Source organism: Mesorhizobium sp. M1E.F.Ca.ET.045.02.1.1, from assembly GCF_003952485.1.
Taxonomy (GTDB): Bacteria; Pseudomonadota; Alphaproteobacteria; order Rhizobiales; family Rhizobiaceae; genus Mesorhizobium.
Genome location: NZ_CP034447.1, coordinates 1584804 through 1603685 on the forward strand (window position 1 = coordinate 1584804; position 18882 = coordinate 1603685).

The window sequence follows — 18882 nt, forward strand, 5'->3', positions numbered from 1 at the left end:
TTGCATGCTGAAGCGCGTCGTCATCACCGGCATTGGCGGGATATGCGGGCTCGGCAGCGATGTGCCGGCGATCTGGGACGCAATGCGCGCCGGCCGCTCGGCAATCGGCCCGATCGACAATCCGTCGCTGCATGACCTGAAGGTCAAGGTCGGCTGCGAGATCAAGGAGTTGCCCGATCACGGCATCGACCGCAAGCAGGTGGTGTCGATGGACCGTTTCAGCCTCCTGGCGGTGATTGCCGCGCGGGAAGCGATGCGGCAGTCCGGGCTGGTCGCCCATGCCGACAATACCTACAGGATGGGCGCCGTCGTCGGCATCGGCGTCGCCGGCTTCGAAACGATCGAGGAAAACTACCGCGCGATCCTGATCGAGGGACGCAACCGCGCGGCCATCTTCACCGTGCCGAAGGTGATGCCGGGTGCGGCCGCCGGCCAGGTGAGCATGAATCTCGGCCTGCGCGGGCCGGTGTTCGGGGTCACCTCCGCCTGCTCCTCGGCCAATCACGCCATTGCCTCGGCGGTCGATCAGATCCGGCTCGGCCGCGCCGACGTCATGGTCGCCGGCGGCACCGAAGCGCCGCTGGTATGGGGCGTGCTCAAGGGCTGGGAAGCGCTGAGGGTGCTTTCGCCCGATACCTGCCGGCCGTTCTCGGCCGACCGCCAGGGCCTGTCGCTCGGCGAAGGCGCCGGCATGGCGGTGCTGGAGAGCTACGATCACGCCGTGGCGCGCGGCGCCACTATCCTTGCCGAGGTCGCCGGCGTGGGCCTCTCGGCCGACGCCTCCGACATCGTCGCGCCGACGATCGAGGGGCCGGAAGCGGCGATGCGCTTCTGCCTGGTGGATGCCGGGCTCAACCCCGAGGATGTCGACTATCTCAACGCGCATGGCACCGGCACCAAGGCCAACGACCAGATCGAGACGGCGGCGATCAAGCGCGTCTTCGGGGAGCATGCGCGTGCGCTCTCGGTGTCCTCGACCAAGTCGATGCACGCGCATTGCCTCGGCGCGTCGGGCGGGCTGGAGCTGATCGCCTGTGTCATGGCGATCCGCAATGGCATCGTGCCGCCGACGGCGAATTTCCGTGAGCCGGATCCCGAATGCGATCTCGACGTGACGCCGAATGTGGCGCGCGAACGCAAGGTGCGCGTAGCCCTCAGCAACAGTTTTGCCTTCGGCGGCACCAATGCGGTGCTGGGCTTCAAGGCGATCTGATACAACCGTCAGCCATCCGCCCGAACGCGTTTCCATCCCGGGGGAATTGCCTGGTTGACTGTCCGTGCACGGCAAGCCGCTCACCGGCATATTGATCCCGAGGGGTCAGGGTCCTAATTCTTGCCACCCGCCACGCCCGCCATTCGGCGCCAATCCGCACCCGGAGCCTCCCGATGACCGACCTGTCCGCCTTTCCGATAACCAAGCGCTGGCCGGCCAAAAAACCAGACCTCCTGCAGCTCTATTCCTCCACGACGCCCAACGGGGTGAAGATCTCGATCGCGCTGGAGGAGATCGGCCTGCCCTACGAGCCGCACTATATCGACATCGGCAAGAACGAGAGCTGGACGCCGGAATTCCTGTCGCTCAACCCGAACGGCAAGATACCGGCGATCATCGACCCGAATGGGCCCGACGGAAAGCCGATCGGGTTGTTCGAATCCGGCGCCATCCTGCTCTATCTCAGCGACAAGACCGGCAAGCTCATCCCGGCCGATCCCATCCGCCGCTACGAGACGATCCAGTGGGTGTTCTTCCAGATGGCCGCGATCGGCCCGATCTTCGGGCAGGTCGGCTTCTTCAACAAGTTCGCCGGGCGCGAGATCGCCGACAAGCGGCCGCTGGAACGCTATCGCGACGAGTCGCGGCGGCTGATCGGCGTTTTGGAAACGCGGCTCAAGGGCCGGCAATGGATCATGGATGACGAATACACCATCGCCGACGTCTCGATGCTTGGCTGGGTGCGCAACCTGATCGGCTTCTACGAAGCGCGCGACCTCGTCGGCTTCGACGATTTTCCGACCGTCGCGGCATGGCTGGAGCGAGGCCTTGCACGGCCGGCCGTGCAGAGGGGCTTGACCATCCCGGCAAGGGGTTGAGGCGCAGGCCCCTACTTCGTTTTGGCCTTTGCGCGGCCTCGGCCGAGCACGGATGCGGCAAGCCGGGCGGTGGCCACCACCGCGCCGGTCGCAACGCTTGCGACAGTGCGGATCGGGCCCGACTTCGCCACCGGCTTATGCGGTTTCGCGGCGGCCTTGTGCGCTGCACCGTGCACCACTTTCTTGGGAGCAGCCTTGCCGAAGGCCGGTTTGGCGTCCTTGGAGCGCTCGGCGGTCGCCGGTGCGGCGCCGGCCCTCGATTGCGTCGCTTTGGATTGATTGGCCCTGCTTCTCGCGGGCGCGGGTTTTCTGGTCTTGGTTGCCATCAGACGGCTCCGTTTTTTTTGCGCAATTCCGGACGGAAAACCGCTGCGCACCTTTCCTGGAATTGCCTCAGCGCCGGACAATCGGGATATCGGCCATAACGACCTGTAAGTCTTAAGGTTCCCGTCCAAAAATAGTGAAAATTGAGCAGGTTAACCAATCACCAGATCGGCCTGCCGGCGATGCGCCAGCACGCGCTCGATATTCGGCATGTCGTTGGAGGCGATCCAGGCGCGCGCGTCCTCGTCGGACTTGCCATGGCCGCGCCAGCGCTCCATCAGGCGGCGCTCGAGCTCGCCCCGCGGCACGTCGACGAAGATGGTGAAATCGAACAAAGGCGCAAGCCGCGACCACGGCTCCTCGTCGAGCAGCAGATAGTTGCCCTCGACCAGGATGAACTTGGTATCGGCGCCGATGACTTCGGCCGCCGCGCGCGACAATTCCAAGCTGCGGTCGAAGACCGGAATGGCGATGTCCGGCTCGCCGGAGCGGATGCGCTTCAAAAGCGTCTCGAAGCCGGCGAAGTCGAAGGTTTCCGGCGCGCCTTTTCGCGCGCGCAGGCCACGGCGGTCGAGCAGGATGTCGTCATAATGGAAGCCGTCCATCGGCACGACTTCCGATGCGCCCTCCGGCAGCAGTTCATGCAGCCTGCCCGATATCGTCGACTTGCCGGCTCCCGGCGGGCCGGCAATGGCGACGACGAAGCGCTTGGCCTTGCCGGCGCGCTTGAAGATGGCGGCGGTGATATGGGCTAGGTCAGACATCAGCGCCTCTCCGCTAGCGATTTGGTCCGCATCTTGGCGGCAGTCGGCGGAAATTTCAAACCTGGGATCCCCGACGCAGAAGTTTTAGCCGCTCGTTGGCAAGCCATGTCGGCGAAGAAGACCTTGTTGCTGGTCGCAGGGCCACGCCCCAATCCCGCGATCTGACGATAGCCGGGACTGTCGCCGGCAAGCGGAACGCCCATCAGGTGGCGCAGCAACTCCTCGCGCAACGCCGGATTTTCCGGTGCGTATCGCTCGTGGATGACCAGCCCGGTCGAGGTTCCTCCGCGCGTGTGACGGACGGGAAACTCGACGAGACCCGGATGCGCGGCCCGAAGCCCGGAAGGGACGGCATGATTGGTGAGACCTCGCTCATGGCGCTGGCATTCCTATCGCCGATGTGAGGAATGGCAGCAGATGACGCAGGACGGCATCGGATGCTTCCCGCTGGGGGAAATGCCCGATGCCCGGAAGTACATGCCGCCGGTAGCCGTTGTCGAACAGCGCCTCCCTGCCTTCGGACGTGGCAGGCGCGTTGCATGGATCGGCTTCGCCGTGAAGCACGAGCGTCGGAACACGGATCGCCGGATCGCCCCGCAGCCGAGCTTCCAGAGCCGCGCATGACGGGTCGGGCTCGGCGAGCCCCCAGCGCACCCGATAGGAATGCAGCACGACATCGGCCCAGTCGGGATTGTCGAACGCGGAGGCGGTAATCGCGAACGCTTCGTCGGAGATCGCCCAGCCGCCGGTCCAGATCGACCAGATGTAGCGCGTGAATGCCTTCCGGTCTTCCCGGACCAGTCGTTCGCCGCGCGGCAGCGCCATCAGCCAGTGATACCAGTAATTCTGCGCCTGGCCGAAGGATAGAGGCTGGTCGGGGTCGTTGGTTCCCCAGCCGACCGACAGAGCGGTGCAGGCCATAACGCGGTCCGGCGCGAGGCAGGCGGCGATATAGGCCGCCCGCGCGCCCCAGTCGTGTCCCACCATGGCGAAGCGCTCGATCCCGAGCACGTCGGCGAAGTCGAGCACGTCCCGGCCCAAGGCCGAAAGCTGACCGGACCGCATGGCGTCCGGATCGCGAAACCGCGTCGGCCCGAAGCCGCGCAGCCATGGCACGAGAACGCGATAGCCCGCTTCCGCGAGACCGGGAACAATCTCGTCCCACGTCCGGACGTCGTCGGGCCAGCCGTGAAGCAGGATGACGGGCATGCCGTCTGGAGGGCCGTGCTCTTCAAAGGCGATATCGAGCGAGGATGTGGTCGCGATCTTATGATATAGTTCCGCTGGCATGACAGGAACCTACCCTTCACCTTTCCTCGCAACAAGCGATGCATTGCGACATCTGGCATCGCATAATACGATGCCTTATGGACCTGCGCGCACTTCACGCTGCGGAATGCGGCTCCATCACGGCTGCCGCAGCCCGGCTGGGAACCGCTCAGTCGGCGCTTTCGCGCGCATCGGCCAGTTCGAGACCGAACTCGGCGAACCGCTGTTCGAACGCATGCCGCGCGGTATCCGGCTGACCGCTGCTGGCGCGCGTCTCCTTGCTTATGCGGGGAGGATCGAGGCACTGGTCACCGAGGCCGCGGCCGACGCGCGCGGCCATCCGCGCGCCCTTTCCGGCCCGTTCCGGCTAGGCGCGATCGAGATCACCGACACTTCCATCCTGTCCGATCGCATCGCGCGGTTTCTGGCGGCGCACGATGAGGTGGAGCTTCGACTGGAGCGAAGCGACGCGGCGCAGACCCCAGGATCCATGCCGTTACACACCAGCGCCGCCTGCGGTGCAGAATTTTGCTTTGCAGCATTCTTCGGCTGAAGTCACGGCATGGATTCCAGGGTCTCCGCGACGGAGCTTCGCTCCTGCTTCGCCCTGGAATGACGAACTCAAGGGCTTCGGCCAACCCTCGGGAAATTAACGCCGAATGCTCAAGCCGGAACGGACCGGCCAAGCCGCAGGAAATCGCTGTCGAAGGGTATGTCCCTCGTCGTGCCGTCGGCGCCGAGGATGCGCAGCCGTCCTTGCGCGGTCGCAATGTCGCGCGGCGGCTCGCCGCCGAACAGAGGCACGGCGCCGATGACATGACGGAAGGAGACGCTGCGCCCTTCCGTAAGGGCGAAGGCGGTCGCCACGCCTTCGTGCTTCAGCCAGTTGTCGCCGAGCGAGGCGGCATGGCCGACCGCGGCGCGGCCGTCCTCGATGCCGAGCACGCCGACATGGCGGCCGCTCCAGGGCGCGTAGTCGCGCCCGCCATTGCTGAACCACAGCATGGTGACCGGCAGCTCCGCCGGATTCTTCAGCACCAGCACCAGATCCTGCTCGGCGCGCCGCGCCAGCGCGGTCCAGCCCGGCCCGCCATGATCGGCCTCGACCAGGGTGATGAAATCCTCGCGCCGGTCTTCCATGCGGTAATCGCCGAGATCGGTGGTACCGCCGGCTGCGATCGGGAAATGGGCCAGATCGGTGGCGTGGGCGGGATAGGCGAAACGGAAGCGGCCGCGCGCCGGATCGGGCTCCAGCGGAGTCGACGGCGTGACCGCCAGGCGTTTTGGCGAGAAGGCCAGACGCCCACCGTCCTGCATCGCGGTCATCGGGTGGTGGGCGACGGAAATGGCGCCAGCCCCCCCGGAAAAGACATGCTCCTGATAGAGGAAGGGATGGTTGTCGCGCAGGATAAAAATCTTGTCGACGGCGGCGCCCATGACCTTGCGGCGCAGCCGGAAGACGGCGCGCCAGCCGCCGGCAACGGCGCCGTTCTCGACGACATCCCATTCACTGTTGGCCGTCCAGCCATGCAGGGGCGCTGCCTCGACATCGCTGGTGGAAAACGGCGCGCAGAGGAAATCGCCGGAGAGGCGGACCGTGCCCTCGGGCAGGCCTTCCGGCAGGCTCTCGCGCGGCGAGCCGACCCAGGGCGCGCGGTGCAGCGGCTTCAGGACGCGGCCATCGGCCTCGACCTCCATGGCGGCGATGTGGCCGACGGCGAGATCGAGGGTGACAGAGATGCCCTTTGCGCCGATCGTGACCGTATCCATTGCTCTATCCCGCGAATCTTGTGCAGCAGAAAAGCCTACCTGGCGCGGGCTGCGCAAGCGGGGCGACAGGCATTTTGCATCAGCGCCACCCTCCCCCTTGTGGGGAGGGTCGGCGAGCGGTCGGAGCAAGGCGGAGATCGCTCCACGGGGTGGGGGTCCAACCAAAAGAATCTTCTTCGACCCCCACCCCGATCCGCTGCGCGGATCTGCCGGGTCCCCGCTGCTCCGCAGCGTCCCAGCGTTCGCTGGCCTTTCGTCGTGCCACCGGCACGACGAATTCGCTTTGCGAACCGGCCGCTCACCCCCACAAGGGGGAGGGTGGGCGCTCCGCTACTGCCGCTTATACTCCCTGACCGGCGACTTGGTGCCGTCGGTATAAGTCACCTGCACCGCCATCGACGTCACGTCGTCCTTGACCTTGAAATAGGGCTGGTAGTCGGCGGGAATCGCATACGGGTCCTTGGCGTCGCAGGGCGGCATCTTGAGCTCTTTGTCGAGCGCGGTGTCGTTCAGGCTGTAACGCACCTCCTTGATGGCGCAGCGGAAGGACAGCATCTGCGTGAAATAGACCAGGCCCTGGTTGCCGCTGGCGTCGAAGGCGATCCACGAAGTCCAGAACTGGTCGAGGATCTGCTTGTTGCCCTGCTGGAGGGCCGAATCCGGATCGAAGCGGATGTCGAACGGGCCGGTCTCGCGGCCCCTGATGTCGAGATATTTTATGCCGATATTGGTGGCCGCGGTGCTGTCGGGCAGCTCGAAGCTCGGGTTGGGCATCGGCTTGCCGGTGCGCTGGTCGTTCATCGCCATCAGGCCGGTATCGGTGAACGGGCCAGAGTCGCCGAGCCGCCAGGAAATCGCCGTCGCCGGTTCGGGGAGCGAGATCGTCATCGACCAGCCGGCGTTGGAGCGCGTCGGCGTCAGCGTCGGCACGAAGCGCGACGGGTCGAGCACGTCGCCGAGCGCGGCCAGCCGGGTCCGGCTGCGGTCCAGCCAGTCGGCCAACTCCCTCTGGTCGACGAAATATTTGAGCAGGCCGCCATCTTTTTCGTAGGAAACGAACTTGGTCAGCGCCTGGGCTTCGCTGCGCTTGTCGGCGAGCGTCTGGCTGCCGAGACGATCCTCGGAGAACTCCTGCGCCTCGAGGAAGTAAGCCGGCGCATAGTCAGGGTTGGCCGATATGAAGGCGTTGAGCTTGCCGAGCCGCTGGGCATCGTCGAACTGCAGGAGATGGACGAGCTTGATCGACGGCGCCTTGGCCTTTTCGGCGAGCTGGCCGAACACTTCGCGGGCGCCGGCCTTGCCGTCCTGGACCCTCAGCAGCGTGGCGAAGCGGGTATAGGGGTCGATGGCGTCGACGTCGAAGCCGGCAAAGGCGAGATAGGCGCGCCGGGCATTCAGCATATCGCCCGCCAGCTCATAGACGCGGGCATTGTGATAGAACTCGTCGGGACGCTTGGGATCGGCGATCGCGCCGCCCTGCGCGGCGAGCTGGGCAAAGCCCTTGGCGATCGTGTCGATAGAGGCGGCGATCTGCTCGGTGGTCGCCTGCAGCTTTTCGGCCTGCGCCTGCTGCTGTTTTTGGCCGGCGGCTAAAGTGTCGGCCGTCTGCTTGACCGCCTCGACGGCCTTCTGCGTCTCGGCGCCCTGCGCCGTCTGCTGCTGCTGGGCGGAGGCGATCTGGTCGGTCTTCTGAGCCACCGTGTCGGTGGACTTCTTGACCGCCTCGACCGTCTTCTGCGTCTCCGTGACCGTCTTTTCGATCTTCGCCACCTTTTCCGAGACGATGCCCAGCGACTGCTGCAGTTGCGCGACCGCCGGCACCAGGGCGGCGATGACGCCGTTCTGCGAGTTGGTCTCCTGCTGGACGCCATAGACGCCGCCGGCGATCGCGGCGGCGCTTGTTGCGAAGATCAGCGCCGGCATGGCCTTGGCCGCCAGCACCAGGCGCAGCACCATGGCGATGGCGATGATCGCCGCCGCGACCGCCGCGATGAGCGCGATATAGGCGGCAAAAGGCCCCAGCGGGTTGAGCACGTCGGACACCGCGCCGCTGAGGAAAGCGACGCTGCCCGCCCATTTGCCGGTGCGGCTGAGCGATGCCCGCAGCAGCGAGGTCGTACCCGTGGCGATTTCCGACATGCCATTCCCCCCAAATCCAAGCCGCGTGCATCATAGCGGCAAGGGGGTGGTGATGGCAAAGCGGGGGCTGAGCCGGTGCGGACGGCCCCATCCGCTGCAACGTTGCCGATTGGCGAAAGCCTAAGCAGCATCCGATCTCCCCCTTGCGGGGGAGATGTCCGGCAGGACAGAGGGGGGTGTGAAGGATCGCGGCGGTTCGAGTTGAGCCATGTTAAACCGAGGCTCCGCCTGAGGATATAGCTCTGCTTACTGACAGGTCGGCGGGACAGCACCCCCGTCTGCCCTGCCGGGCATCTCCCCCGCAAGGGGGGAGATTGGCAGCGTCGGCGACGGCGCAAGCCTTTAAAACCTGGGCAAATGCCTTGTTATCGCCATTAACCAGTTGGACGCGGCACATGCGTTACGTTAGCGTCCTCGCATCTCAGCAACAGTTTTAGAACAGTCTTGTCCCGTCCCTTGCTTCTCCTCCATAAATTACTCGTCGCTTTTGCGTTTTTGCTGCTGGTTGCCGGCTGCACCACCGCGGCGCCGCCGGAAAGCGTGCTTGCCGTCCCGGCTCAGCCGCAGAAATATGCGGCGATCGTGGTCGACGCCTCGACCGGCAAGACGCTGTTCGAGGTGAACTCGACGGCGCAGCGCTACCCCGCCTCGCTCACCAAGATGATGACGCTCTACATGCTGTTCGAGGCGCTGGAGAGCGGCCGCGTGAGCAAGGAGACGCAGATCCCGGTTTCCGACCACGCCGCCTCGCAGCCGCCGACGAAGCTGCGCTTCCGGCGCGGCGAGACGATCGACGTCGATTCCGCCATCCGCGCCATGGTTGTGAAGTCGGCCAACGACGTGGCGGTGGCTGTCGGCGAATATCTGGGTGGCGGCAGCGAGGACCAGTTCGCCGGCATGATGACCGCCAAGGCCCGCCAGCTCGGCATGGCGAGCACCAGTTTCCGCAACGCCTGCGGCCTGCCCGACGACGGCCAGGTGACCTCAGCGCGCGACATGGCGGTGCTGGGGATCGCGCTCGAGCACCGCTTTCCGCAGCATTTCCACTATTTTTCCGAAAGCGACTTCATGTTCCGCGGCCGGCTGGTGCGCGGCCACAACGACATGCTGGGACGGGTGCGCGGCGTCGACGGCATCAAGACCGGCTATATCCGCGCCTCCGGCTACAACATCGTCACCTCCTACAATGCCGACGGCAGGCACCTGATCGTGGTGGTGATGGGCGCCCAAAGCGCGCGCCAGCGCAACGACCATGTCGAGGCGCTGATCCAGCGGAGTCTTACGGCGACGGTGGCGGATGCGAAGACGCAGCTGATGTATGCCGGGCAGCAGCCGGCCTCGCCGCTTCCGGGTGTGCCGGCGCCCGGCACGACGGCGCCAAGTTCGTCGCTGCCGGGTTTGGCGGCGTCCGATTTGCCGTCGCCGGATCTGGCCTCGCCCAGTTCGCCACTGCTGCCGGCGCAATAGAGCGTCGCGGCGGTGGAGAAAATCTGAGACGCCGGCGGGACAGCACCCCCCTCTGTCCTGCCGGACATCTCCCCCGCAAGGGGGGAGATTGGCAGACGTGAGGCCGGCGCACTCAATTCGCACTTTGGTGATTGGCGAAAGCTGGCGTGACATCTGATCTCCCCCCTTGCGGGGGAGATGTCCGGCAGGACAGAGGGGGGTGTGAAGGAACGCTACCTATCTCGCCTTGTGCCGGCCGGAGCGCAGGAAGCCGCCATTCGCAGGGCGGCTGAATATCGACGTGCCCTACCGCACCACCAGCACCGGGACCTCGGTCAGCGACACCACCTCCGCCGTCTGGCTGCCGAGCACCAGCCGGCCGAGGCCGCGGCGGCCGTGCGAGGCCATGACGATGAGGTCGCAGGCCTCGGTGCGGGCCGTGTCGAGGATCGCCTCGGCGGGCGTCCTGTTCTCGATATGCAGCACCTTCGCGCGCACACCGAGCGCGTCGGCGTCGGCCTTGCACTTGTCCAGCACCTCGCGGGCATATTTGCGTGCGCTTTCCTCATAGTAGGTGAGCTCGTCGCCGGCGACATAGCCGGCCATGGCGCCGCCCCAGGCGAGCGTCGGGAACGGCTCGGAGACGGTGATGAAGGTCACAGTGGCGCCGAGGCCCTTGGCGAGTTCCAGGCCGTGGGCGACGCCTTTGCCGGCGAGCTCCGAACCGTCGGTGGCGATGAGAATGTGCTTGTACATGGATCCCTCTTCATGCGGGGCGACGCGCGCGCCCCAAGTGGCGGGCGCCTGACCGGTCACCCCGATATAGTTTTGCTAGCAGGCCAACCACAGAGGGCGGCTTGATTCGGATCAAGGCCAGCCGCCGGAGACGATTGCTCCAGCGGGCTTCCCGCAAACGCATCCGGGCGCAGCTCAATTCCTCTCTCCGGGCCTGTCCCCAGAAGCGGCGGACAATCGCGGATGGCGCTCCCCCGCTCCGTCTCGGCTTCGCCGAGCCACCTCTCCCCCGCTCTCGCGGGGGCGAGGAATCCAAGTTTGCAAAGGTCGCGCCCTCAGCGATTGGCATTTCCTCGCCCCCATGAAATGGGGGAGAGGTGGCTCGGGCGAAGCCCGAGACGGAGCGGGGGCTGCGCCGCCATCGACAATTGTACGCGGCGGCCGGCGAAGCGGCTCGCGCTCCGCCCATCACAAGAACTTGTTCGGTCACACCACCTTCACAGTCACGATGGATATGCCGCGCCGGCTTGGCGTATCGTACTCGAAAGCCGAGAACAGGAGCACTGAGCATGGCCGGCGATCCCAAGGCATCCGCGCAGAAGCAAGCAGACGACGAGAACGAAAGCGGCGGCGAATATCTCGAGGCGGCCACCGTTCCGGAAGACGCGCATGAGGCGGCCGACGAGGTCCTCGAAGCGCCGGAGGTGCCGGATTCGGAGCCCACCCCGCCCGGCGCGACCAGGGCCAAGCCCAAGAAAAAACCGTCGGCGATCAGCGGCCGGAAATTCCGCAAGCGCGACCTGGTGCGCATCGACGATCTCAGGCCCAGCCTCGCCGACCGCATCCGCGCCGACCATCCGGACCTGCCGCGCGGCGCCCGCGTCAGCCGCGCCGAGCTCGCCCGCTACCGCATGCGCTATATGGAGGAATTGCTGCAGCAGGAGCACGGCGAATTCTCCGAGCTCGACCGCCAGGTGGTGGAATCGATCGCGAGACAGGACACGATCTCGGAAAACTCGGAAGAGGAATTCGAGGAGCACCGCTCGTTTGCCGACCGCGTCTCCGACACCATGGCCGAGTTCGGCGGCAGCTGGTGGTTCCTGATCTCGTTCGCGGCCGTGCTTCTGATCTGGATCGGCCTCAACCTCGCCGAGGGCGCGACGAGCGCCTTCGACCCCTACCCGTTCATCCTGCTCAACCTCATGCTCTCCTGCATCGCCGCCATCCAGGCGCCAGTGATCATGATGAGCCAGAAGCGGCAGGAAGCCAAAGACCGGCTGCGCTCCTTCAACGACTACCGGGTGAACCTCAAGGCCGAGCTGGAAGTGCGGCACCTGCACGAAAAGCTCGACTATCTCATCTCGCGCCAATGGCAGCGCCTGGCCGAAATGCAGCAGATGCAGCTCGACGCCATGCACGAGCTGACCGCGAAGAAGCAGAAGCGGGCGGCAAGGGGGGTGCGGAGGAGAGTGGCGAAGGCTGGGGCGGAGGGGTGAGGCCCGCGCCCCGGCATCAGTAAGCGCTAAGCCGGGGCAGGTCCGCAAGCCGCCTCGACCACCGACGCCTGACCTTCTGATGCCGGAGCTCGTGCCACCGTCCCGGTGCCTTAATATGCCACCATCCGAATTGGCCGTTGAAGCATGCCCGCGGCGACTTGCCGATAGCCGGGTTGAATGTGTCAGGCACCGCGCTTGCTCCGTCGCAAATCAGATGAGCACGACCTTGCCTTCGCCCGCGCTCGTCCGGGCGCGAGGCAACGCCATAGCGAATTCTTCGAGGCGATATCGGGCGACGACGGGCAGCTTTTCGGGATATCGCGAAAGGATGGACCAGCAGTCCCTCGCGGCAGTGGCCAAGGTTTCGGCGCTTGCCTTGTTCTGCCAGACACTTACGGCGAAGCCCCGCCAGCGCAGCGCTTTGTAAAGCAAGGTCGATGCCTTGATCTCGATCGGGCGATCGTCGAGAACGCCGTAGGAAAACAGGCTTGCCCCTTGCGCGGCGCGCGCGATGAGGGCCAACGTGTCGGGCCCCCCTACGGGATCGAGGATCAAGTCGTACGGCTTGGCGTCCGCGAGCGCATCGGCGACGCTATCGCCGATGCTTATCGTCCGGTTTTCCCAATCGCGCAGCTTATAGCCCCCGTCATGGCGATAGAGCCTTTCGACGACGGCTCCTCGCTCGCGGGCCAATTGACCGGCCACGGCGGCGACGACGGACCGCGCCGCGGTAAGAAGCACCCGCTCCCCGGCGTTGACGGAGGCCAGGTCCAAGAGGCCCCACGCGGTTAGCGGATTGAGCGGAAACTGGCAGACGATATCGTCGGAGAGCCGTTGCGCGAACTCGGCCGGAACCGGATAGATACGCTCGACCGGCACGGGTGCGTATTCGGCCCAGGCGCCCGGGCTTCGGAATGCGACGCGCCGCCCTACCTCCAGCTCACGCACGTCAGCGCCGATCGCCTCGACAATGCCGGCCCCATCGAATCCGGCGACCTGCGGATAAGACGGCTTCGTCGAATATTTGTCGGCGACGAAGAGCCAGTCGGCCGGCTGGACAACGCGAGCCGTGACGCGCACGAGGGCCTGCCGGGGGCCGCATGCGGGAACAGGCATGTCCCTATTCTTGAGAACCTCCTCAGCAACTCCGGGCCTATCAAACACGACAGCTTTCATCAGGCTTCCCGTCTACGATCAATCAAGGCTGGAAGGTCGCGCTTCGAATTGATACAGTCAAAGACCGATTTGGATCTGATTGATACCTGGCGGGTATGAAATGGAGCTTCGGCACCTGCGCTATTTCCTAGCGGTCGCCGATTGCGGGCACGTCACACGCGCGGCGCAACGGCTGCACATCTCGCAACCGCCTCTGAGTCGTGCGATACGCGAGTTGGAGGCCGAGCTCGGCGTCGAACTGTTCGCCCGCCAACGCCAACGGATTGCCCTAACTCCGATCGGCGCGGCAGTGGCCGAAGACGCGAGGGCCGTCGTCGCCCAGGCGGATGGCCTGGTCCGCCATGCGCGCGCGCTGTCGAGCGGTGAGAGCGGGCGTATCCGCGTTGGCTACGTCGATGGCGCCATGCAAGGCGGGGTTCTCAGCGCTCATCTGCGGAACCTCCGGCTTCATGCTCCGTCACTTGTCGTCGATCTTGTCGCCGCCAGCACGGAAACCCAGCTCAGCGCACTCGCAAACAATCAGCTCGATATCGCAATCCTCTACACGCCGCGCAAATGGCCCGACGGCATTGCCAGCAGCAAGCTGCTGTCCGACAGCATGAGGCTTGTCGTATCCACGGAGGACAACCTGGCCTCGAGGCGATCGATCACCCCGAGCGATCTTGAGGCAAGCCCGTGGGTGGCACTTCCAAGAGAAGGCGACGCGTATTGGCGCGACCGGTTCCTGCAGCAATGCTCAAATGCCGGGTTTCATCCCGACATCCGTTATGAAGTTGCGCAGCTCTCGGCGCTGCTCGGTCTCGTGGAGGCCGGCGCCGGGCGCGCCTTCGCGCAAGCCAGCATCGCGCGCGCCGAAACTCCGGGCCTGGTCCTCAGGTCGCTGCCGTGGTGGAAGCACACGATCGATTATTGGTTGGCATGGCGGCAGCGCAACCCCGCGCCTTCCGTCCGCCAGTTCCTCAAGGCCAACCGGGTTGCGGAAAGCCGGAAGTCTCGACCGGGTTAGCTGAACAGCGGCAGTTGCCTCGGCTCAAACGGATATGTTGGCCGGATCGCGCAGCGATTTCACATATGAGGCACTTGGCCGTTGAAGCCCGGGGCGGCTTCCGCTAAGAAGCCGTGGCTGGCCGGCTCATCGGCCGGTTCGTTTTCCGGTTTCCCGGGAAGCACCCGTAGCTCAGCTGGATAGAGCGCTGCCCTCCGAAGGCAGAGGTCACAGGTTCGAATCCTGTCGGGTGCGCCAATTTCTCTTTGCGCATCAAGAAGTTAGCCCTACGCTTTGCTTGCCTGAAGTTCTTTAGGGCTGAGCGGCGTAAGCGCTGAGAACCCGAGTTTGGGCAAAACCATGTCGCCACATCCCGCAGATTTTCGGGGCAGAACAATGCGAAACGCTAGTTTCCGGCGGACGAGCTTCAAAAACGAAGGTTGAGCGTTGCCCACGTGGGCAACGCACAACGGGGAGAGTTTGGCCCCGCCGCAGGTCCAATCTTCCGGATCTCGGAGATGACCGAAATGGGACCGAAAGCGGTCGGTCTGCTTCGTAGATTCTCGGGTCAGAAACACGCGTTGCGCTGGCACCAACGGTCGTCACCATGGCGGCTGCGGTGTTGAGCGTGCTGCGCCACCGGGAGTTTTCCCACTTACTCCGCTTGTCTTGTTCGCCGTTTTGATCGCTGCAGAGGTGGGTTCATAGGGAAGGTCGGCCGAATTGTTCAGTCCGCGACATAGGCTGCCAATTCATCAGCCGTCCCCTGCGGGAAGGCTTCCTTCAAGTAGTCGAGGAACGCTGACACGCGGGGGCTGAGCAAACGCCTCGAGGGATAAAGGGCCCAAAGCGCCGTCTCGGGCCCTGACACATCCCCCCAATGCACTAGCGTGCCGGCAGCCAAATCGCCGGTTGCAAGCGACAACGGGAGGCGCGCGGCGCCGAGCCCCATGCGCACCGCATCCCTGACCATGACGAACGACGCCAGGCTGAGCACTGGCTTGGCGTTAATCGTCGACTTGCCAGACGAGGTCGTGACTTGCCAGGCTTCGGACTCATTCAACGAGCCTCGACTGATCGCGGGAACGAGACCTCCCGAGGCTGGGGGCGTCAGGTGCGGACTGGCCACCACCACCAGCCGATCGCGCAGGAACACTCGCCCAACAAGGGTGGCATCCGGCTCCGGGTTGACCCGGATGACGAGGTCGTAGGCTTCTTCGATCATGTCCACGGCCCTGTCTTCCGTGGTGATCTCCAACCGAACCTCCGGGTATCTAAGGACGAAGCCGGCCGCGAGCTTTCCGATCGCGGTCTGAGAAAAGAGCAGTGGCGCGCTGATGCGTAGCCGGCCACGCGGGCTATGGCCGCCCGAAGCGATCGCTTTCGCCGTCTCATCAAGTTCTGTGAGCAGAAAGCCCGTTCGTTCAAACAGGGCTCGTCCCTCCTCCGTGAGCTTGAGCGTCCGCGCACCACGTTCGAACAGGCGCAGATCAAGACTTGCCTCGAGATCGGCCACGCGTCTGGAAAGAGTCGCCTTTGGCCGGCCTGCGGCACGCGAGGCCTTTCCGAACCCGCCGTGGCGGGCCACCAGATTGAAGTCGGCAAGAGCGAGAAGATCCACGATTTTGTTCTTTTCTGTTCCACCAATGAGACGATCTGTCCAAACATACCATCTATCGGGATGTATGTGGATCACTCATTTTGAGTGTGCCTTTTAACTCAAACAGAAAGTGACCCCCAATGACCATCCTCGTTACAGGTGCCACCGGCCGCGTCGGCCGCCATGTCGTCGACCAACTCCTTCAGCGCGGCGCGACGGTGCGTGTGCTGACCCGCGACCCCGCGAAAGCCAGCTTCCCGACCGGTGTCGACGTCGCCAAGGGCGATCTCCTCGACATCGATGCACTGCGCGGCGCCTTCAAAGACGTGAGCACGCTCTTCCTACTCAATGCCGTCACGGGTGACGAATTTGCCCAGGCGATCATCACGCTCAACGTTGCTCGCGAAGCGCGCGTCGACCGTGTCGTCTATCTCTCGGTGTTCGAAGCCGATCAGGCGGTGAACGTCCCGCATTTCGCCGTGAAGTTCGGCGCCGAGCGCATGCTGGTGGAGATGGACTTCAGCGCCACCATCTTGCGTCCGACCTACTTCATCGACAACGAGTCGATGGTAAAGGACGTTATCGTGGAGCACGGCGTCTATCCGATGCCGATCGGCAGCAAGGGCGTAGCCATGGTCGACGCCCGTGACATCGCCGAAGTAGCCGCGATCGAGCTGATCCGCCGCGACTCCGCACCCGGCAAGCTGCCGATCGAGACCATCAACGTGGTTGGCCCCGATACGCTGACCGGCCCCGACGTGGCTAAGATCTGGTCGGACCTTCTGGGTCGCCCGGTGGCCTATGGGGGCGACGATCCCGGCGCGTTCGAGCAGAACATGGCGAGCTTCATGCCGAAATGGACGGCCTACGAGATGCGCCTGATGGCCGAGCGCTATGTCAGCGACGGCATGATCCCGGAGGCCGATGACGTTGGACGGCTGACCAGTATTTTGGGCCGCCCCCTGCACACCTATCGCGACTTTGCGGCCGGGATCGCGAGCGCGGCCTAAAGGCCGCGCCACGCGATCGCGAGCCGCAGCGTCGAGCAGCCAGTCGACGAAAAGCGCGGCGTCGAATGGTGCCCTTGCCACTGCCCGAAAGCGGACACCACGCGGTACCAAGCTGACGGTCGTGCTCGCGCCTTCCCGGACTTTCGCGGCACTTCCCGAAGGCGGTCGCTCACGTTTTTCGACCGGAGGCGGCTCGGGACAAGAATTGCCGATGCTCGGAAGCGCGACGGAGAGGAGGCACCGGCGGCAGTCATGCCGCCGGCGCCCTGTGGCTTACTCTGCGGTCGCCGCTTTCTCGATGAGGTCAGCCACCTTGTCGGGACGAGAAACCATCACGACGTGGGAGGCGCCGCCGATGACGACCGTTCCCTTCGAGTGCGCCCGCTCGGCCATCCAGCCCAAGGCTTTTGGCGGGATGTTCTTGTCTGCATCGCCATAGACGAACCACGACGGCAAAGCCTTCCAGGCCGGCTCTCCCGCCTTTTCGGTCAGCGCCGCTTCCGTTATTGGACGCTGGCCTGCGGCCATCAGCGCGGCTTGTTCGGCAGGAACGTCCTGGGCGAACTGGCCGTGGAACTTGGCCTGGTCGATATAGAGGTCGACATTGCCGTCCGCGAGCTTGACCGGGGCCGCAAGCGCTTGGCCGAGCGTGCCGCCGGGGAACTTGCCGGCCAGATCGGCCGCCGATTCACCGGCGTCGGGAGCGAAGGCGGCCACATAAACCAGCGACTTCACATTCTCGGCGCCATTGGCCGCAGTCGAGATCACCGCGCCGCCATAGGAGTGGCCGACAAGAACGACCGGCCCTCCGATGTTCTCAACCACGCGCGACACATAGTCGGCATCCGACTTCACGCTGCGCAGCGGATTGGCGATGGCGACGACGGGATAGCCGTCCTTGAGCAGAAGATCGGCAACGCCGTTCCAACTCGATGAATCGGCGAAGGCGCCGTGAACCAGAACGATTGTCGGCTTGTTGTCTTCGGCAGCGATAAGCGGGCCGGTTGCGGTGGAGGCTGCCGCCAGGGCAGCCAATGCGATGATCGAATTACGCATGGTTTATCTCCTTGGATTGATAGTGGTGGTCGTCTCCCCCAACCGCCTGAAGGCAAGCGGCTGAGGGAGCTGTGTTTTCACGGATGAGGATCAGGCCTTGACGAATTCGAGCACGTCGGCGTTGAAGCGGTCCGCCTCGAGCTGAGCGAGCCCGTGCGAGCTGCCCTCATAGACCTTGTAGGTGGAGCCTTTGACGAGCTTGGAAGCCTTGTCGCCTGAGGCTGCGATCGGAACGATCTGGTCGTCGCCGCCGTGGATGATCAGCGTCGGCCTGTCGATCTTCTTTAGATCCTCGGTGTAGTCGACCTCCGAGAACTCGCGAACGCAATCGTACTGGCCCTTGATGCCGCCGGCGAGACCCTGGAGGCGGAAGCTCTCGCGGAAGCCCTCGTTCACCTTGGCACCTTCACGATTGAAGCCATAGAAGGGTATCGTCAGGTCGTAGTAGAACTGCGACCGATTTGTCGCGACACCGGCGCGGATGGAATCGAACACCTCGAGCGGGGTGCCTTCGGGGTTTTCCGGGGTCTTCAGCATCAGCGGGGGAACGGCGCCGACAAGCACGACCTTGGCAACGCGGCCGGTTCCGTGGCGGCCGATATAGTGTGCGACTTCGCCGCCGCCGGTGGAATGACCGACGAGCACGGCGTTCCTCAGGTCGAGCGCTTCGATGACCTCGGCAAGGTCGTCGGCATACTGATCCATGTTGTTGCCGTCCCAGGGTTGATCGGAACGGCCGTGGCCGCGCCGGTCATGGGCGATGACACGGAAGCCCTTCCCTCCGAAGTAAAGCATCTGGGCATCCCAGGCGTCCGAAGAGAGCGGCCAACCATGCGCGAACACAATGGGCTGACCCTGGCGCGGACCCCAGTCCTTGTAGAAGATCTTCGTTCCGTCCTTGGTGGTGATGGTGCTCATGATCAAATCTCCTTGTGAGTTGAGCGTTGCAGTTGCGGCGAAAAGTTGCGTTGGGGCGGCCATGAAGGCCGCGAGGCCCGTCCCGAGAAAGAGCGTGTCCCGG

Annotated in this window: 16 protein-coding genes, 1 tRNA gene and 1 pseudogene; 8 read left to right on the plus strand and 10 right to left on the minus strand. The window is 64.7% G+C overall.

Going from position 1 to position 18882, the window contains the following annotated elements; all coding sequences use genetic code 11:
- The first annotated feature begins 4 nt into the window (after positions 1-4).
- Positions 5-1213, plus strand: a complete 1209-nt coding sequence (locus EJ070_RS07385) for a beta-ketoacyl-[acyl-carrier-protein] synthase family protein (RefSeq protein ID WP_126090749.1) — start codon at positions 5-7, stop codon at positions 1211-1213.
- A gap of 173 nt (positions 1214-1386) precedes the next feature.
- Positions 1387-2091, plus strand: a complete 705-nt coding sequence (locus EJ070_RS07390; protein ID WP_126090750.1) for a glutathione S-transferase N-terminal domain-containing protein — start codon at positions 1387-1389, stop codon at positions 2089-2091.
- 11 nt (positions 2092-2102) lie between these two features.
- Here EJ070_RS07390 and EJ070_RS07395 read toward each other — a convergent pair whose 3' ends face one another.
- The 3 genes from EJ070_RS07395 to EJ070_RS07410 all read right to left on the minus strand — a co-directional run bounded on the left by EJ070_RS07395 (position 2103) and on the right by EJ070_RS07410 (position 4469).
- On the minus strand, positions 2103-2417 hold the full coding sequence (locus EJ070_RS07395; protein WP_126090751.1) for a hypothetical protein: 315 nt from the start codon (positions 2415-2417) through the stop codon (positions 2103-2105).
- A gap of 150 nt (positions 2418-2567) precedes the next feature.
- Entirely contained in the window at positions 2568-3179 is a 612-nt protein-coding gene (locus EJ070_RS07400; protein ID WP_126090752.1) for a nucleoside triphosphate hydrolase, read from the minus strand.
- A gap of 372 nt (positions 3180-3551) precedes the next feature.
- Positions 3552-4469, minus strand: a complete 918-nt coding sequence (locus EJ070_RS07410; protein ID WP_126090753.1) for an alpha/beta hydrolase — start codon at positions 4467-4469, stop codon at positions 3552-3554.
- Positions 4470-4546: 77 nt separating this feature from the next.
- Here EJ070_RS07410 and EJ070_RS07415 point away from each other — a divergent pair.
- A pseudogene (locus tag EJ070_RS07415) lies at positions 4547-5001 on the plus strand (LysR family transcriptional regulator).
- 110 nt (positions 5002-5111) lie between these two features.
- Here the strand turns inward: EJ070_RS07415 and EJ070_RS07420 are convergent.
- Positions 5112-6218, minus strand: coding sequence for a hypothetical protein (locus EJ070_RS07420; RefSeq protein ID WP_126090754.1), 1107 nt, complete (start codon positions 6216-6218; stop codon positions 5112-5114).
- Positions 6219-6548: 330 nt separating this feature from the next.
- Positions 6549-8357 (minus strand): methyl-accepting chemotaxis protein, encoded by a 1809-nt coding sequence (locus tag EJ070_RS07425; RefSeq protein ID WP_126090755.1) that lies wholly within the window; start codon positions 8355-8357, stop codon positions 6549-6551.
- 444 nt (positions 8358-8801) lie between these two features.
- Between EJ070_RS07425 and EJ070_RS07430 the strand changes: the two genes are divergently transcribed.
- Positions 8802-9824 carry a D-alanyl-D-alanine carboxypeptidase family protein gene (locus tag EJ070_RS07430; protein ID WP_126090756.1) on the plus strand — a complete coding sequence of 341 codons (1023 nt, stop codon included), beginning with the start codon at positions 8802-8804 and terminating at the stop codon, positions 9822-9824.
- A 285-nt stretch (positions 9825-10109) separates the two neighbouring features.
- On the opposite strand, the gene EJ070_RS07440 is transcribed toward EJ070_RS07430, so the two are convergent.
- Positions 10110-10559 (minus strand): universal stress protein, encoded by a 450-nt coding sequence (locus EJ070_RS07440; RefSeq protein ID WP_126090757.1) that lies wholly within the window; start codon positions 10557-10559, stop codon positions 10110-10112.
- Between the two features lie 548 nt (positions 10560-11107).
- Between EJ070_RS07440 and EJ070_RS07445 the strand changes: the two genes are divergently transcribed.
- Positions 11108-12034 (plus strand): DUF1003 domain-containing protein, encoded by a 927-nt coding sequence (locus EJ070_RS07445; protein WP_126090758.1) that lies wholly within the window; start codon positions 11108-11110, stop codon positions 12032-12034.
- A 210-nt stretch (positions 12035-12244) separates the two neighbouring features.
- On the opposite strand, the gene EJ070_RS07450 is transcribed toward EJ070_RS07445, so the two are convergent.
- Positions 12245-13150 carry an alcohol dehydrogenase catalytic domain-containing protein gene (locus tag EJ070_RS07450; protein ID WP_189350422.1) on the minus strand — a complete coding sequence of 302 codons (906 nt, stop codon included), beginning with the start codon at positions 13148-13150 and terminating at the stop codon, positions 12245-12247.
- Positions 13151-13310: 160 nt separating this feature from the next.
- On the opposite strand from EJ070_RS07450, the gene EJ070_RS07455 reads away from it, so the two are divergent.
- Both EJ070_RS07455 and EJ070_RS07460 read left to right on the plus strand, forming a co-directional pair.
- Positions 13311-14216 carry a LysR substrate-binding domain-containing protein gene (locus EJ070_RS07455; protein WP_126090760.1) on the plus strand — a complete coding sequence of 302 codons (906 nt, stop codon included), beginning with the start codon at positions 13311-13313 and terminating at the stop codon, positions 14214-14216.
- A gap of 160 nt (positions 14217-14376) precedes the next feature.
- Positions 14377-14453 (plus strand) — tRNA-Arg (locus EJ070_RS07460).
- A 469-nt stretch (positions 14454-14922) separates the two neighbouring features.
- Here EJ070_RS07460 and EJ070_RS07465 read toward each other — a convergent pair.
- Positions 14923-15816, minus strand: coding sequence for a LysR substrate-binding domain-containing protein (locus EJ070_RS07465; RefSeq protein WP_126090761.1), 894 nt, complete (start codon positions 15814-15816; stop codon positions 14923-14925).
- Between the two features lie 119 nt (positions 15817-15935).
- On the opposite strand from EJ070_RS07465, the gene EJ070_RS07470 reads away from it, so the two are divergent.
- On the plus strand, positions 15936-16805 hold the full coding sequence (locus EJ070_RS07470) for an NmrA family NAD(P)-binding protein (protein WP_126090762.1): 870 nt from the start codon (positions 15936-15938) through the stop codon (positions 16803-16805).
- A 273-nt stretch (positions 16806-17078) separates the two neighbouring features.
- Here the strand turns inward: EJ070_RS07470 and EJ070_RS07475 are convergent, their stop codons facing one another.
- Both EJ070_RS07475 and EJ070_RS07480 read right to left on the minus strand, forming a co-directional pair.
- Positions 17079-17861 carry an alpha/beta hydrolase gene (locus tag EJ070_RS07475; protein ID WP_126090763.1) on the minus strand — a complete coding sequence of 261 codons (783 nt, stop codon included), beginning with the start codon at positions 17859-17861 and terminating at the stop codon, positions 17079-17081.
- 90 nt (positions 17862-17951) lie between these two features.
- Entirely contained in the window at positions 17952-18779 is an 828-nt protein-coding gene (locus tag EJ070_RS07480; RefSeq protein WP_126090764.1) for an alpha/beta hydrolase, read from the minus strand.
- Between the last annotated feature and the right edge of the window lie 103 nt (positions 18780-18882).

Bases quoted from the DNA above. Each gene is read 5' to 3' on its own strand.
- EJ070_RS07385 (WP_126090749.1), top strand. From the start codon at position 5: ATGCTGAAGCGCGTCGTCATCACCGGCATTGGCGGGATATGCGGGCTC.
- EJ070_RS07390 (WP_126090750.1), top strand. From the start codon at position 1,387: ATGACCGACCTGTCCGCCTTTCCGATAACCAAGCGCTGGCCGGCCAAA.
- EJ070_RS07395 (WP_126090751.1), bottom strand. From the start codon at position 2,417: ATGGCAACCAAGACCAGAAAACCCGCGCCCGCGAGAAGCAGGGCCAAT.
- EJ070_RS07400 (WP_126090752.1), bottom strand. From the start codon at position 3,179: ATGTCTGACCTAGCCCATATCACCGCCGCCATCTTCAAGCGCGCCGGC.
- EJ070_RS07410 (WP_126090753.1), bottom strand. From the start codon at position 4,469: ATGCCAGCGGAACTATATCATAAGATCGCGACCACATCCTCGCTCGAT.
- EJ070_RS07420 (WP_126090754.1), bottom strand. From the start codon at position 6,218: ATGGATACGGTCACGATCGGCGCAAAGGGCATCTCTGTCACCCTCGAT.
- EJ070_RS07425 (WP_126090755.1), bottom strand. From the start codon at position 8,357: ATGTCGGAAATCGCCACGGGTACGACCTCGCTGCTGCGGGCATCGCTC.
- EJ070_RS07440 (WP_126090757.1), bottom strand. From the start codon at position 10,559: ATGTACAAGCACATTCTCATCGCCACCGACGGTTCGGAGCTCGCCGGC.
- EJ070_RS07445 (WP_126090758.1), top strand. From the start codon at position 11,108: ATGGCCGGCGATCCCAAGGCATCCGCGCAGAAGCAAGCAGACGACGAG.
- EJ070_RS07450 (WP_189350422.1), bottom strand. From the start codon at position 13,150: ATGCCTGTTCCCGCATGCGGCCCCCGGCAGGCCCTCGTGCGCGTCACG.
- EJ070_RS07455 (WP_126090760.1), top strand. From the start codon at position 13,311: ATGGAGCTTCGGCACCTGCGCTATTTCCTAGCGGTCGCCGATTGCGGG.
- EJ070_RS07470 (WP_126090762.1), top strand. From the start codon at position 15,936: ATGACCATCCTCGTTACAGGTGCCACCGGCCGCGTCGGCCGCCATGTC.
- EJ070_RS07475 (WP_126090763.1), bottom strand. From the start codon at position 17,861: ATGCGTAATTCGATCATCGCATTGGCTGCCCTGGCGGCAGCCTCCACC.
- EJ070_RS07480 (WP_126090764.1), bottom strand. From the start codon at position 18,779: ATGAGCACCATCACCACCAAGGACGGAACGAAGATCTTCTACAAGGAC.